The 12,806-nt window shown below is 64.4% G+C and carries 12 protein-coding genes; 8 read left to right on the forward strand and 4 right to left on the reverse strand.

The genetic code is table 11. The annotated features are described in order from the left end of the window. Positions 1 to 166 precede the first annotated feature (166 nt). Positions 167 to 322: a Thivi_2564 family membrane protein gene (locus BM190_RS11505; protein WP_007599832.1), complete on the forward strand. Its 156-nt coding sequence runs from the start codon at positions 167 to 169 to the stop codon at positions 320 to 322. A 94-nt stretch (positions 323 to 416) separates the two neighbouring features. On the opposite strand, the gene BM190_RS11510 is transcribed toward BM190_RS11505, so the two are convergent. From BM190_RS11510 to cysD, 4 genes are all read right to left on the reverse strand, one after another. Further along, positions 417 to 617: a CsbD family protein gene (locus BM190_RS11510; RefSeq protein ID WP_008546815.1), complete on the reverse strand. Its 201-nt coding sequence runs from the start codon at positions 615 to 617 to the stop codon at positions 417 to 419. A gap of 131 nt (positions 618 to 748) precedes the next feature. Next, positions 749 to 2,914, reverse strand: a complete 2,166-nt coding sequence (locus BM190_RS11515) for a malate synthase G (protein WP_092254414.1) — start codon at positions 2,912 to 2,914, stop codon at positions 749 to 751. 279 nt (positions 2,915 to 3,193) lie between these two features. Continuing rightward, complete coding sequence (gene cysC / locus BM190_RS11520) at positions 3,194 to 5,110, reverse strand: adenylyl-sulfate kinase (RefSeq protein ID WP_092254417.1); 1,917 nt, start codon at positions 5,108 to 5,110, stop codon at positions 3,194 to 3,196. 19 nt (positions 5,111 to 5,129) lie between these two features. Continuing rightward, positions 5,130 to 5,924, reverse strand: coding sequence for a sulfate adenylyltransferase subunit CysD (cysD, locus tag BM190_RS11525; RefSeq protein WP_026202064.1), 795 nt, complete (start codon positions 5,922 to 5,924; stop codon positions 5,130 to 5,132). Between the two features lie 245 nt (positions 5,925 to 6,169). Between cysD and cysG the strand changes: the two genes are divergently transcribed. From cysG to cysT, 7 genes are all read left to right on the forward strand, one after another. Beyond that, complete coding sequence (gene cysG / locus BM190_RS11530; protein WP_092254420.1) at positions 6,170 to 7,594, forward strand: siroheme synthase CysG; 1,425 nt, start codon at positions 6,170 to 6,172, stop codon at positions 7,592 to 7,594. Further along, positions 7,591 to 7,908, forward strand: coding sequence for a DUF2849 domain-containing protein (locus BM190_RS11535; protein WP_018318747.1), 318 nt, complete (start codon positions 7,591 to 7,593; stop codon positions 7,906 to 7,908). Before cysG ends, BM190_RS11535 begins: the two co-directional genes overlap by 4 nt. 11 nt (positions 7,909 to 7,919) lie before the next feature. Next, a complete protein-coding gene (locus BM190_RS11540) occupies positions 7,920 to 9,575 on the forward strand; it encodes a nitrite/sulfite reductase (protein ID WP_092254423.1) in 1,656 nt (551 codons plus the stop codon). Then, positions 9,562 to 10,077, forward strand: coding sequence for a DUF934 domain-containing protein (locus BM190_RS11545; RefSeq protein WP_092254426.1), 516 nt, complete (start codon positions 9,562 to 9,564; stop codon positions 10,075 to 10,077). The genes BM190_RS11540 and BM190_RS11545 overlap by 14 nt, the downstream gene beginning before the upstream one ends. Further along, positions 10,074 to 10,805 (forward strand): phosphoadenylyl-sulfate reductase, encoded by a 732-nt coding sequence (locus BM190_RS11550; protein WP_092254429.1) that lies wholly within the window; start codon positions 10,074 to 10,076, stop codon positions 10,803 to 10,805. Before BM190_RS11545 ends, BM190_RS11550 begins: the two co-directional genes overlap by 4 nt. A 120-nt stretch (positions 10,806 to 10,925) precedes the next feature. Continuing rightward, on the forward strand, positions 10,926 to 11,927 hold the full coding sequence (locus BM190_RS11555; protein ID WP_177237033.1) for a sulfate ABC transporter substrate-binding protein: 1,002 nt from the start codon (positions 10,926 to 10,928) through the stop codon (positions 11,925 to 11,927). Positions 11,928 to 12,015: 88 nt separating this feature from the next. After that, a complete protein-coding gene (gene cysT / locus BM190_RS11560; protein WP_038950061.1) occupies positions 12,016 to 12,801 on the forward strand; it encodes a sulfate ABC transporter permease subunit CysT in 786 nt (261 codons plus the stop codon). Positions 12,802 to 12,806: the final 5 nt, after the last annotated feature.

Raw genomic sequence — 12,806 nt, forward strand, 5'->3', positions numbered from 1 at the left:
CGCAAACGGTCTTCCGATCTGAATGCAAAAGGGTAAAATTTTAGGCAGGCCGTCCGATCGTAGAAGTACGTATTTACTAGAAGTTGCAGTGGGTTGCCGCGATGGAACCGGTGCGGGAGACAGGCGTTAGGATGGTGGTCGCAATTTGCCTGAAGGGGGTCTCGCGATGCTGGTGGGCGTGCTCGTCACTTTTCTCGTCGTTATTCTCGTCCTTTATCTCATCAACATGCTGCCGATGGACGGCCGCGCCAAGCAGATCGCGCGCGTGGTCGTCATCATCATCGGCATCGTCTCGCTGCTGAAATATCTCGCGGTGTTCTAGCAAGGGATCATAGCCCGGATGAGCGAAGCGACATCCGGGCTGCCGCTCCTAGACAAAAAAGCCCCGGCTTTCGCCGGGGCTTCGTTCGTGCGCTTTAGTGCAGCGACTTGAGCCAGTCGTCGACATCCTGACGAACCTGGTCCTTGGCCTTGCCGTAGCGTTCCTGAAGCCGGCCTTCGAGTTGCTCGCGGCGTCCCTCGATCAATTGGAGGTCGTCGTCGGTGAGCTTGCCCCATTTCTCCTTGGCCGATCCCTTGAACTGCTTCCAGTTTCCTTCGATCCGATTCCAGTCCATGACCATCTCCCAATGGTTGATGGCACGACAACGCGAGCGCCGCGCAGCCTGTTCCGCGCCGCGCCGCGACGTTTCGCCCAACAAAAAAGCCCCGGCAAGGGCCGGGGCTTTTGACGCTTTTGTGACTTCGCTCAGCCGTTCGCCTTGGCCTCGCGGCGGCGCGCGGTGAGGATGTATTCGGTGTAGCCGTTCGGCTGCTCGCGGCCTTTGAAGATGAGGTCGCAGGCGGCCTTGAAGGCGACGCCGTCGAAGGCGGGCGCCATCGGCTTGTAGATGGCGTCGCCGGCGTTCTGCTTGTCGACCACGACCGCCATGCGCTTGAGCGATTCCATCACCTGCGCCTCGGTGATCACGCCCTGGTGCAGCCAGTTGGCGAGATGCTGGCTGGAGATGCGCAAGGTGGCGCGGTCTTCCATCAGGCCGACGTCGTGGATGTCGGGCACCTTGGAGCAGCCGACGCCCTGGTCGATCCAGCGCACGACATAGCCGAGGATGCCCTGGCAGTTGTTGTCGATCTCCTGCTTGACGTCATCGGGCGCCCAGTTCGACTTCGACACCGGAATGGTGAGGATGTCCGAAAGCTTTGCGCGCGGTCCGCCTTTGGTGAGCTCTTCCTGGCGAGCGATCACGTTGACCTGGTGGTAGTGCAGCGCGTGCAGCGTCGCCGCAGTCGGCGAGGGCACCCAGGCGGTGGTGGCGCCGGCCTGCGGATGGCCAAGCTTCTGCGCCAGCATGTCCGCCATCTTGTCGGGGGCGGCCCACATGCCCTTGCCGATCTGGGCATGGCCGGGCAGGCCACAGGTCAGGCCCATGTCGACGTTCCAGTCCTCATAGGCCTTGATCCAGGCCTGCGCCTTCATCTCGTTCTTGCGGATCATCGGGCCCGCTTCCATCGAGGTGTGGATCTCGTCGCCGGTGCGGTCGAGGAAGCCGGTGTTGATGAACATGATGCGCTTGGAGGCGCGCTGGATGCAGGCCTTGAGATTGACGGTGGTGCGGCGCTCCTCGTCCATGATGCCGACCTTGAGCGTGTTCTCGGGCAGCGACAGCATCTTCTCGACGCGATCGAAGATCTCGCAGGTCAGCGACACCTCGTCCGGGCCGTGCATCTTCGGCTTGACGATATAGGCAGATCCGGTGCGGCTGTTCTTGACCTTCGAATTGCCCTTGAGGTCGTGGATCGCGAGCAGGCCGGAGACGGCGGCGTCCAGAAGGCCTTCCGGAATCTCCTCGCCCTTTTCGTCGAGCACCGCGTCGGTGAACATGTGGTGACCGCAATTGCGCATCAACAGCAGGCTGCGGCCGTGCAGCTTCACTTCGCCCTTGTCGTCCGGCGTCTTGTAGACGCGGTCTGCGTTGAGCGAACGCGTCAGCGTCTTGCCGCCCTTTTCGAAGTCAGCCGACAGCGTGCCGTTCATCAGGCCGAGCGTGTTGCGGTAGACCAGCACCTTGTCCTCGGCATCGACCGCGGCGACCGAGTCCTCCATGTCGAGGATGGTGGAAACCGCGGATTCCATGATCATGTCGGCGACGCCGGCCGGATCGTCCTTGCCGATCGCGCTGCTGCGGTCGATCTTCACCTCGACATGCAGGCCGTTGTTGGCGAGCAGCACGGCCGAGGGCGCAGCCGCATCGCCATGGAAGCCCGCGAACTGCGCCGCGTTCTTCAGTGCGGTGGCGTTGCCGCTCTTCAGCTTCACTGCGAGCTGGCCCGCGACGACACTATAGGCGGTGACGTCGGTATGGCTGCCGGTTGCGAGCGGCACGGCGGTATCGAGGAACGCCTTGGCCTTGGCGATCACCTTGTCGCCACGTGCCTTGTTGTAACCCTTGCCGCTCTCGGCAGCATCGTGTGGGATCGCGTCGGTGCCGTAGAAGGCATCATAGAGCGAGCCCCAGCGCGCGTTCGCCGCGTTGAGTGCATAGCGCGCATTGGTGAGGGGCACGACGAGCTGCGGGCCGCAGATCTTGCCGATTTCCTCGTCGACATTGGCGGTCTCGACTTTCTGCGTCGCCGGCTCCGGAACGAGGTAGCCGATCTCCTTCAGGAAGGCGGTATAGGCGTTGAGGTCGAACGCCTTGCCCTTGCTGGCGCGGTGCCAGTCGTCGATCTTGGCCTGCAACGTGTCGCGCACCGCCAGCAATGCGCGGTTCTTCGGCCCCAGATCCCTGATGATGGCGGCAAGCCCGGCCCAGAACGCATCCGGCGCGATCCCCGTTTTCGGGGCCGCTTCCTTGGCGATGAAATCAAACAGGACAGGAGCGATCTTCAATCCGTGGGCGTCGACGCGTTTCATGATGGGCTTTCTTGTTGGAAATGGCTGTTTTTTGCTGCTTTTGACCCGACAGCAGCAAAATGCGCCCACAAGGGAGCGGCTTTCGGGGTCTATTAGCCCCAAAATCGGGGCGGTGAGAAGACCCCCAATGAGTTGTCAAAATGTCAAGAGAAGGTGTGGGCCCCACGCACCGGTGTCATTCCCCGCGAAAGCGGGGAATCCAGTACGCCGCAGCTTCTCCGTATCCCAAAGCTGTCTCTGGAATACTGGGTCGCCCGGTCAAGCCGGGCGACGACGGCCCTAGATATTCGCGGCGAGGTCGACGGCCTCGTCGAACAGCACGCCAGTGTTCTTCAGCATCTGCTCGATCTCGTCGGCCGCCTCGGCGACGGTTCGGGTCGAGGTGTCGATCACGAGCTCGGCCGCCTGCGGTGCTTCGTAGTCGTTACCGATGCCGGTAAACGACGCCAGCGCGCCGGCGCGGGCCTTCTTGTAGTGTCCCTTGGGATCGCGATCCTCGCAGACCTCTGCCGGCGTCGCGACATGGATCTCGCGGAACGCGGTGTCGGCGATGCGGCGCGCCGCGGCGCGGTCCTCGCGCGCGGGCGAGACCGCGGCGACGATGGCGATATGGCCGTTACGTGCGAGATGCGTTGCGACTTCGGCAAGGCGGCGGATGTTCTCGCTGCGATCAGCAGTGGAGAAGCCGAGATCGCTGTTGAGCCCGGCGCGCAACGTGTCGCCGTCGAGCAGGATCGGCGAGCCGCCATTGGTGAACAGCCTCCGCTCCAGCGCCTTGGCGAGCGTCGACTTGCCCGACGCCGGCAAGCCGGTGAGCCAGACCACGGCGCCGTTGTGCTGATAGCGCGCGGAGCGCTCGTCGGGACGAAGTGCGGATTCCACCGGCACGATGTCGACGGGCACGGCGCGCTGGCCGGCATCGACCGACAGCACCAGACCGCCACCGGCGATGCGCCCGGAGACCTCGATCACGAGACGGCCGGTGCGCGGATTCTCGGTGTAGGGATCGGTGGCGATCGGATTCGACAGCGAGATGTCGATCTCGCCGACATGGTTGCGTCCGATCGCCTTGTTCTCGCTGCTCGAGAGCTCGCCGGGATCGACCGCCTTCTCGATCGCCACGACGGTGGCGCGGCTTTCCTTCGGCCCGCAGCGAACCAGCAGCTGGTCGCCCTTGGCGAGCGGCTTGTCGTGCAGCCAGAAGATGCGCGCACGCAGCCGACGCGTCTCGCGCGGGGCGCTGCCGGCATGCGCGACGATGTCGCCGCGCTCGATGAACAATTCGCGGTCGAGCGTGATGCCGACCGAGCGGCCCGCGCCCTGTCGTCCCGCAACCGGCGTCGCCGGCCAGCTCTCGACCGTCTTGATCTTCGCGATCTTGCCGGCCGGCATGATCACGATCTCGTCGCCGGCAATGAGGCTGCCGGACTCGATACGGCCCGCCACGATGCGGCGGTCGTCGAACTTGTAGATCGCCTGCACCGGCAGCCGCAGCGCCAGCGCTTCCAGCGGCCGCGCCGGTTCGAGGGCGTCGAGCGCCTCGACAACCGTCGGTCCCTTGTACCAGGAGATACGGTCGGTGCGCATCGCAACACCGTCGCCGTCGCGTGCCGAGATCGGGATCACGGCCGTGGGCTTCACGCCGAGGCCGTTCAGATGTGCGGAGATCTCGTCGCTGATCTCCTTGAAACGCTCTGCGGAGAAGTCGACGCGGTCCATCTTGTTGACGACGATCGCGACCTGCTTCACGCCGAGCAGATGCAGGAGATAGCCGTGCCGCCGTGTCTGGTCGCGCACGCCTTCGAGCGCGTCGATGATCAGCACCGCGCCGTCCGCCTGGGAGGCGCCGGTGATCATGTTGCGCAGGAATTCGGCGTGGCCGGGCGCGTCGATCAGCACGATGTCGCGCGAATTGGTGCGGAAGCGGATCTGCGTGGTGTCGATGGTGATACCCTGGTCGCGCTCGGTCTGCAGCGCATCGAGCAGGAACGACCATTCGAACGGCATGCCGCGCCGCGCACTGACGGCCTTCAGCATCTCAAGCTTGCCGTCGGGCAGGCTGCCGGTCTCGTGCAAGAGGCGGCCGACCAGCGTCGATTTGCCGTGGTCGACATGGCCGACAATGACGATGCGGACCTGCGGACGGGTGGTGCCGTTCGGGGTGGCGGGCGAAGCCGGGGTGACGATCATGTTCATATCGCGCTCGCGTTCTTGATCAGAGATAGCCGGCGACGCGCAGGCGCTCGAAGGCGTCCTCGGTCTCGTGGTCGAGCGCGCGGCCGGCGCGCTCCGGCACCTTGGTCTGCTCGAGCTCGATCAGGATCTCGTCGATGTTGGACGCGGTCGATGCGACCGGATTGGTGATGTCCTGATCGCCCAGCGAGCGATAGCGCTTGCCGTCCTTGGCGAGATACAACGGGATGATCGGGATGTTCTCGCGCTTGGTGTAGGCCCAGATGTCGGCCTCGGTCCAATGCAGGATCGGGTGGATGCGCAAATGGGCGCCCTGCGGCGGCGAGGCGTTGAAATGGTCCCAGAACTCCGGCGGCTGGTCGCGCACGTCCCAATTGCCTTCGAGCCCGCGCGGCGAGAACACACGCTCCTTGGCGCGCGTAGCCTCCTCGTCGCGGCGGATGCCGGCGATCAGGCCGTCAAAGCCGAATTTGCCGAGCGCCATCTTGAGGCCTTCGGTCTTGCGCGCAGCGGAGCGGGCGGCCGGCGGCAGCGTCGGATCGACGGCATCGATGGGCGGGCAGGGCTCGACGCGCAGATCGAGATCCCACTCTTTGCCGTAGTGATCTCGAAAGCGGTACATCTCCGGAAACTTCTTGCCGGTGTCGACATGCAGCGCCGGGAAGGGCACGCGGCCGAAGAACGCCTTCCGCGCCAGCCAGATCATGACGTTGGAGTCCTTCCCGAGCGACCACAGCAGCGCGATCTTCTTCAGCCGGGCGAACGCCTCGCGGAAGATGTAGATGCTCTGCGCCTCGAGCTGGTCGAGATGGTCCATGCTGGGGGCAAGGTCAGCAGAAAATTCTTGCGTGCGTGCGCGCTCGGCCGGGGCCGCGCTGCTCAGTCCGCTCGCTGCGGAATCGTCCTTGAGAAGATGCATCTCTGCCACTTTGCGTTTGGAGGCGAAAATTCTATAGTTGCGGTGCGGAAGAGAAGAAAAAATTTTCTCTTTGCGCGCTCGAAACGACACATATATAGAAAATAATTCCAGTCAACCCCGGATGTGGGGGAAGCGAGTATCGCATGCGGTTCTTGCCGGTGTTTCTCGATCTCAAGGCCGGTCCGGTGATCCTCATCGGCGCGGGTGAGCTTTTGCGTGCCAAGCTGCGCGTGCTCTCTGCCGCCGGTGCGCGCATCCGCGTGCATGCGATCGACGGCAATCATGAGCTGGGCCTGAACTCCGGGGATGCGGCGCGTATCGAGATCGCGTCGGGCGATCCGCTCACTGCCGATCTCGCGGGAGTCATCGCCGTCGTCTGCGCAGGCGCGGGTGATGTCGGCGTGGCGATGTCGGTTCGCGCCAAGGCGCTCGGCCTGCCCGTCAACGTCATGGACGATCTCGAACATTCCAGCTTCATCTTTCCGGCGATCGTCGATCGCGGCGATGTCGTGGTCGCGGTCGGTACCGGCGGCACTTCGCCCGTCGTGGCACGGCGCGTGCGGGAGAAGATCGAGGCGCTGCTGCCGGCGCGCATCGGCGAGCTCGCCGAGTTCATCGGCGGCTTTCGCAAGTCCATCAACGAGCGCATCACCGAGTTTTCGCTGCGCCGCCGGTTCTGGGAGCGCGTCATCGACGGCCCGATCGGCGCCGCCGTGCTCGGCGGCCGTAGGAGCGAGGCGGATGCCGCGCTCAAGGCAATTGCCGATCCCTCCGAATTCGCGCGCGCCGACAAGCCGGAAGGCTCGGTCGCGCTGGTCGGCGCCGGTCCCGGCGATCCCGATCTTCTCACCATCAAGGCGCTGCGCGCATTGCAGGACGCGGACATCGTCTTCCATGACGAGCTGGTCTCGGGCGAAATTCTCGACCGCATCCGCCGCGACACCACGCGCGTTCCGGTCGGCCGCCGCGTCGGCAAGCCCGGCATCGGCCAGGACGCCATCAACAAGCGCATGATCGAAGCGGCGCAAGCCGGCCAGCGGGTGGTGCGGCTGAAGGGCGGCGATCCCTTCGTGTTCGGCCGCGGCGGCGAAGAGGTTGAAGCGCTACGCGCGGCAGGTGTCGCCTATTCGATCATCCCCGGCATCACCGCGGGGCTCGGTGGCGCCGCCGATTTCGAGGTGCCGCTCACTTATCGTCATGAAGCGACCCGCATCACCTTCCTCACCGCGCACAAGGCGCGCGATGCGGAAGTCGTGGACTGGTCGACGCTGACCGACACCAAAATGACCGTCGTGGTCTACATGGGCATGACCGCCGCGCCCGCAGTGCGCGCCGGCCTGTTCGCCGCCGGCCGTTCGCCGGAGACGCCGGTCGGCGTGTTCGCGCGCGTGAGCCGTCCCGATGCGCAAGGCGCGATCGGCACGCTGCGCGATCTCCCCGAGCTGGTGCGGCGGGTCAGCGGCGGTCCCGCCATTCTCATCATCGGCGAGGTGGTCCGGCATGCCGGTTCCCTTCGTCGCGAAACCCCAAAGCAAATCATCTCTGACCTATTGGATGCAGCCGAATGACCTCGCCGCTTGAACAGAAGAAGATCAAGATCGCCGGCCCCTCGATCGTGACCGCCAACCGGACCTGGGACGGCATCGTGGTTTATCGCACCGCCGCCAAGAGCTGGTCTGCGGACCTGTCGGAAGCTGCGATCGTGCGCAACTCCGACGAGGCCAAGGCGTTGCTTGCGGAGTCCGTCGCCGATGACGTCGGCGCGATCGGTCCCTATATCGCCCCGGTGCAGGTCGGCGCGGATGGCAAGATCGAACCCGGCAATCTGCGCGAACAGATCCGCCGCACCGGTGTGACCATCGGACAGTCGGCCCAGGTTTAAGGCGCTTTCTTATGTATGCTTACGACGAAATCGATCGCACGCTCGTCAACGAGCGCGTCTCGGAGTTCCGCGACCAGGTGAGGCGGCGCCTCTCCGGCGAGCTCACCGAGGACGAGTTCAAGATTCTGCGCCTGCAGAACGGCGTCTATCTGCAACTGCACGCCTATATGTTCCGCGTCGCGATCCCCTATGGCACGCTGGCGACGAACCAGCTGCGGGCGCTCGCCCATGTCGCGCGCAAATATGACCGCGGCTATGGCCATTTCACCACGCGGCAGAACATCCAGTTCAACTGGATCAAGCTCGCCGAATTGCCGGACGCGCTGGAAGATCTCGCCAAGGTCGGCATCCATGCGATGCAGACCTCCGGCAACAACATGCGCAACGTCACCTCGGACCAGTGGGCCGGCGTCGCGCCGGGTGAGATCGAGGATCCCCGCATCTGGTCGGAGCTGATCCGCCAGCACACCACGCTGCATCCCGAATTCTCGTTCCTGCCGCGCAAGTTCAAGATCGCGATCACCGCGTCGGACCACGACCGCGCCGCGATCAAGATCCACGACATCGGCCTCCGCCTGATCAAGAATGAGAAGGGCGAGACCGGCTTCGAGGTGCTGGTCGGCGGCGGTCTTGGCCGCACGCCGTTCATCGCCAAGACCATCAAGCACTTCGTGCACGGCCGCGATATCCTGAGCTATATCGAGGCGATCCTGCGCGTCTACAATCAGTATGGCCGCCGCGACAACATCTACAAGGCGCGCATCAAGATCCTGGTCCATGAGCTCGGCATCGAGAAGTTCTCCCGCGAGGTCGAGGAGGAGTGGCAGCACATCCGCAACTCCTCGCTCCAGATCGACGACGAGGTGATCGAGGACATCCGTTCGCGCTTCTCCTATCCTCCTTACGAAAAGCTGCCGCACATGCCGGACGAGCTTCGGCAGGCGGCGGCCGATCCCGACTTCGAAGCGTGGCGCAAGAACTCGGTCTCTCCGCACAAGAACCAGGGCTATGCCATCGTCACGATTTCGCTGAAGCCGATCGGCGCGCCTCCGGGCGATGCCACGGCGGAGCAGATGGATGCGCTGGCCGATCTCGCCGACAAATATTCCTTCGGCGAAATCCGCGTCGGCCACGAGCAGAACCTGGCGCTGCCGCACGTCGCCAAGCGTCACCTGCCGGCGCTGTGGAAGGCGCTCGACAAGCTTGGCCTCGCGACGCCGAACGTCAACCTGATCACCGACATCATCGCCTGCCCGGGTCTCGACTATTGCTCGCTGGCGAATGCGCGCTCGATCCCGATCGCGCAGGAGCTGACGCGGCGCTTCGCCAACCACGAGCTCGCCAACCTGATCGGCCGGCTCCACATCAACATCTCCGGCTGCATCAACGCCTGCGGCCATCACCATGTCGGCCATATCGGCATTCTCGGCGTCGAGAAGAACGGCGAGGAGGTCTACCAGATCACCATTGGCGGCCGTGCCGACGAAAACGCTGTGCTCGGGAACCTGATCGGACCGGGCGTCAAGTTCGACGAGGTCGCCGACGTCGTCGAGGACATCGTGGAAGCCTATCTGGCGCTGCGCGAGCGGCCCGAAGAGCTGTTCATGGACACCGTGAAACGCCTCGGCGTCGAACCCTTCAAGGAGCGCGTTTATGCCACTCGTTAACGGCGGAAAGATCGCGGGCGACAGTTTCGTCAAGCTGGCCGTCGACACGCCGCTGCCCGAGGGCGGCGACATCCTGGTGCCGGCCGAGCGCTTCATCGGCGAGGCCGACGCGCTGCTCAAGCGCGCCGGCAAGGTCGGCGTGATCTGGCCGAACAACCGCGACATCGCCGAACTGGTCCCCTATCTCGGCAAGATCGCCGTCGTCGCGCTGGTGTTCCCGACCTTCCGCGACGGCCGCGCCTACAGCCAGGCCCGCCTGCTGCGCGAGCGCTACAATTACCGCGGCGAATTGCGCGCCACCGGCCAGGTGCTGCGCGACCAGTTCGTGTTCATGCTGCGGGCCGGCTTCGATTCCTTCGACGTCAAGAAGCAGGCCGACGCGGAAGCCTTCATGCAGACCGCCAAGCGCTATTCGGTGTTCTACCAGCCGACCGGCGATGGCCGCATCACGGCCTTGCACCGGCGCATGCAGCTGCGCCATTCCGAGGGCGTCGGCACGTGAACGCGATCGCGCCTCAGGTTTCGCCGACGTCCGCCTCTGCGCTGCCGTCTGCGGACGAACTCGATCGCGCGCTGCGCGATGCCTCGCCCGCGGAGATCGTCGCCGCGGCGCTGAAGACGGTCGGGCGCGAAAAGCTTGCGCTGGTGTCGTCGTTCGGCACGGAATCGGCGACCCTGCTGAAGGTCATGGCGGACGTCGACCCCGCGATCCCCGTGGTCTTCCTCGATACCGGCTGGCTGTTCGAGGAGACGCTGGCCTATCGCGACACGTTGATCGCGACGCTTGGCCTGAAGGACGTCCGCTCGATCAAGCCGGCCGAAGAAACATTGTCGCGTGACGATCCCGATCGCGATCTCTGGTTCTCCGATCCCGACGCCTGCTGTCGCATTCGTAAAGTCGAGCCGCTGGCGCGGGCATTGAAGCCGTTCTCGGCCTGGCTCAACGGCCGCAAGCGCTTCCAGGGCAATGCGCGCGCCGACATTCCGGTGGTTGAAGACGATGGCGTGCGGTTGAAGTTCAACCCCTTCGCCAACGTCTCGCGCGAGGAACTGGAGGCCATCTTCGTCCGCGCCAAATTGCCGCGTCATCCACTCGCCGCCTCCGGTTTCCTGTCGGTTGGGTGTATGCCTTGCACGAGCAGAACGGCCGAGGGTGAGGATGAACGTGCCGGTCGCTGGCGCGGCCGGGCCAAGACAGAATGCGGCATCCACACGATGAAGACTTCGTAGCACAGCCACGCTGCCACGCTGCGAACAAGAAAATCCGGTTTCGTTGACTTAAGCGCGTTTCGCCGCGAGTTTCGCCTGCCTTCGCTGACACCGATGTCGTCGAAGTGAATGGAGATGGACATGATGCGCCGTATCGTTCCGCTCGCTGCAGGACTTCTCGCGACGGTTTTTGTGGCAAGCGCGGCTCTCGCTGCCGACATCAATCTGCTCAACGTGTCGTATGATCCGACGCGCGAGCTTTATGCCGAATTCAACAAGGCGTTCGCGAACGCCTATCAGAAGGAAACCGGCAAGAGCGTCGAGGTCAAGCAGTCGCATGGTGGTAGCGGTTCGCAGGCGCGCGCGGTGATCGACGGATTGCAGGCCGATGTGGTGACGCTCGCGCTCGCCTACGACATCGACGCGATCGCCGGCAAGGGCCTCACGGCGACGGACTGGCAGAAGCGGTTGCCGCAGAATGCGTCGCCCTACACCTCCACCATCGTGTTCCTGGTGCGCAAGGGTAATCCCAAGGCGATCAAGGATTGGGACGATCTGATCAAGCCGGGCGTTGCCGTGATCACGCCGAACCCGAAGACGTCGGGCGGCGCGCGCTGGAATTATCTGGCGGCCTGGGGCTTTGCGCAGAAGAAATCCGGCTCCGCCGACAAGGCCAAGGATTTCATCGGGAAGCTCTACCAGCAGGTGCCGGTGCTCGATACCGGCGCGCGCGGCGCCACCGTGACCTTCGTCGAGCGCGGCGTCGGCGACGTGCTGCTGGCCTGGGAGAACGAGGCGTTTCTCGCCCTGAAGGAATTCGGCCGGGAGAAATTCGAGATCGTGGCGCCGCCGCAATCCATCCTCGCCGAGCCGCCGGTCGCGATCGTCGACAAGGTTGCCGATAAAAAAGGCACCCGCAATGCCGCCGATGCCTACCTCCAGTACTGGTACACCAAGGAGGGGCAGGAGATCGCCGCGCGCAACTTCTACCGCCCGCGCGATGCCGACATTGCCAAAAAATACGAAAATGCCTTCGCAAAGGTCGAACTATTCACGATCGACGACGTTTTCGGTGGTTGGACCAAGGCGCAGAAGGAACATTTTGCCGACGGCGGCATCTTTGACCAGATCTATAAGAACTGATCTGGCGCTGTCTTAATGGGCTTTAGCAGGGGGCCTGGTGAGCGCACTCGCAGCACGACGCCGGACATTGCCGGGCTTCGGTCTCACCATGGGACTGACGCTTTCCTGGCTGTCGATCATCATCCTGATTCCGCTCGCCGGGCTGTTCCTGAAATCGCTCGAGCTCAGCCCCGAGCAATTCTGGAACATCCTCTCCAGCCGCCGCACCCTGAATGCCCTCAGGGTTTCCTTCGGCCTTGCGTTCGCGGCGGCCTGCGTCAACCTCGTCATGGGCAGCATCATCGTCTGGGCGCTGGTGCGCTACCGCTTCCCCGGCCGGCGGCTGTTCGACGCCATCGTCGACGTGCCCTTCGCGCTGCCGACGGCGGTCGCTGGCGTCGCGCTGACTGCGCTGTTCGCCGAGAAGGGCTGGCTCGGGGCACCGCTCGCGGCGCTCGGCATCAAGGTGGCCTTCACGCCGGTCGGCATCTTCGTCGCCATGATCTTCATCGGCATTCCCTTCGTGGTGCGCACGGTGCAGCCGGTGCTGCAGGATCTCGACCCCGAGATCGAGGAAGCCGCGGGAAGCCTGGGCGCCAGCCGCTGGCAGACCATCATCCGCGTGATCCTGCCCTCGCTTGCGCCGGCGCTGCTCACCGGGCTCGCGCTCGCCTTTGCCCGCGCGGTCGGTGAATACGGCTCGGTGATCTTCATTGCCGGCAATCTGCCGAATGTCTCCGAGATCGCGCCGCTCTTGATCGTGATCCGGCTGTCCGAGTTCCGCTACGCCGACGCGACCGCCATCGCGGTGGTCATGCTCGTCGTCTCCTTCGTCATCATTTTCGCCGTCAACCGGCTCCAGCGCTGGGCGCGGAGCCGGATTCCGGCGCGCTGAGGAGG

This window comes from Bradyrhizobium sp. Rc3b, assembly GCF_900114915.1.
Lineage (GTDB): Bacteria > Pseudomonadota > Alphaproteobacteria > Rhizobiales > Xanthobacteraceae > Bradyrhizobium.

Coding starts and splice junctions, on each gene's coding strand:
- BM190_RS11510 (WP_008546815.1), bottom strand. CDS start 617: ATGGACTGGAATCGGATCGAAGGAAACTGGAAGCAGTTCAAGGGATCG.
- cysD (WP_026202064.1), bottom strand. CDS start 5,924: ATGGACCATCTCGACCAGCTCGAGGCGCAGAGCATCTACATCTTCCGC.
- cysT (WP_038950061.1), top strand. CDS start 12,016: ATGGGACTGACGCTTTCCTGGCTGTCGATCATCATCCTGATTCCGCTC.
- BM190_RS11555 (WP_177237033.1), top strand. CDS start 10,926: ATGATGCGCCGTATCGTTCCGCTCGCTGCAGGACTTCTCGCGACGGTT.
- BM190_RS11535 (WP_018318747.1), top strand. CDS start 7,591: ATGACCTCGCCGCTTGAACAGAAGAAGATCAAGATCGCCGGCCCCTCG.
- BM190_RS11540 (WP_092254423.1), top strand. CDS start 7,920: ATGTATGCTTACGACGAAATCGATCGCACGCTCGTCAACGAGCGCGTC.
- cysC (WP_092254417.1), bottom strand. CDS start 5,110: ATGAACATGATCGTCACCCCGGCTTCGCCCGCCACCCCGAACGGCACC.
- BM190_RS11545 (WP_092254426.1), top strand. CDS start 9,562: ATGCCACTCGTTAACGGCGGAAAGATCGCGGGCGACAGTTTCGTCAAG.
- BM190_RS11515 (WP_092254414.1), bottom strand. CDS start 2,914: ATGAAACGCGTCGACGCCCACGGATTGAAGATCGCTCCTGTCCTGTTT.
- BM190_RS11505 (WP_007599832.1), top strand. CDS start 167: ATGCTGGTGGGCGTGCTCGTCACTTTTCTCGTCGTTATTCTCGTCCTT.
- cysG (WP_092254420.1), top strand. CDS start 6,170: ATGCGGTTCTTGCCGGTGTTTCTCGATCTCAAGGCCGGTCCGGTGATC.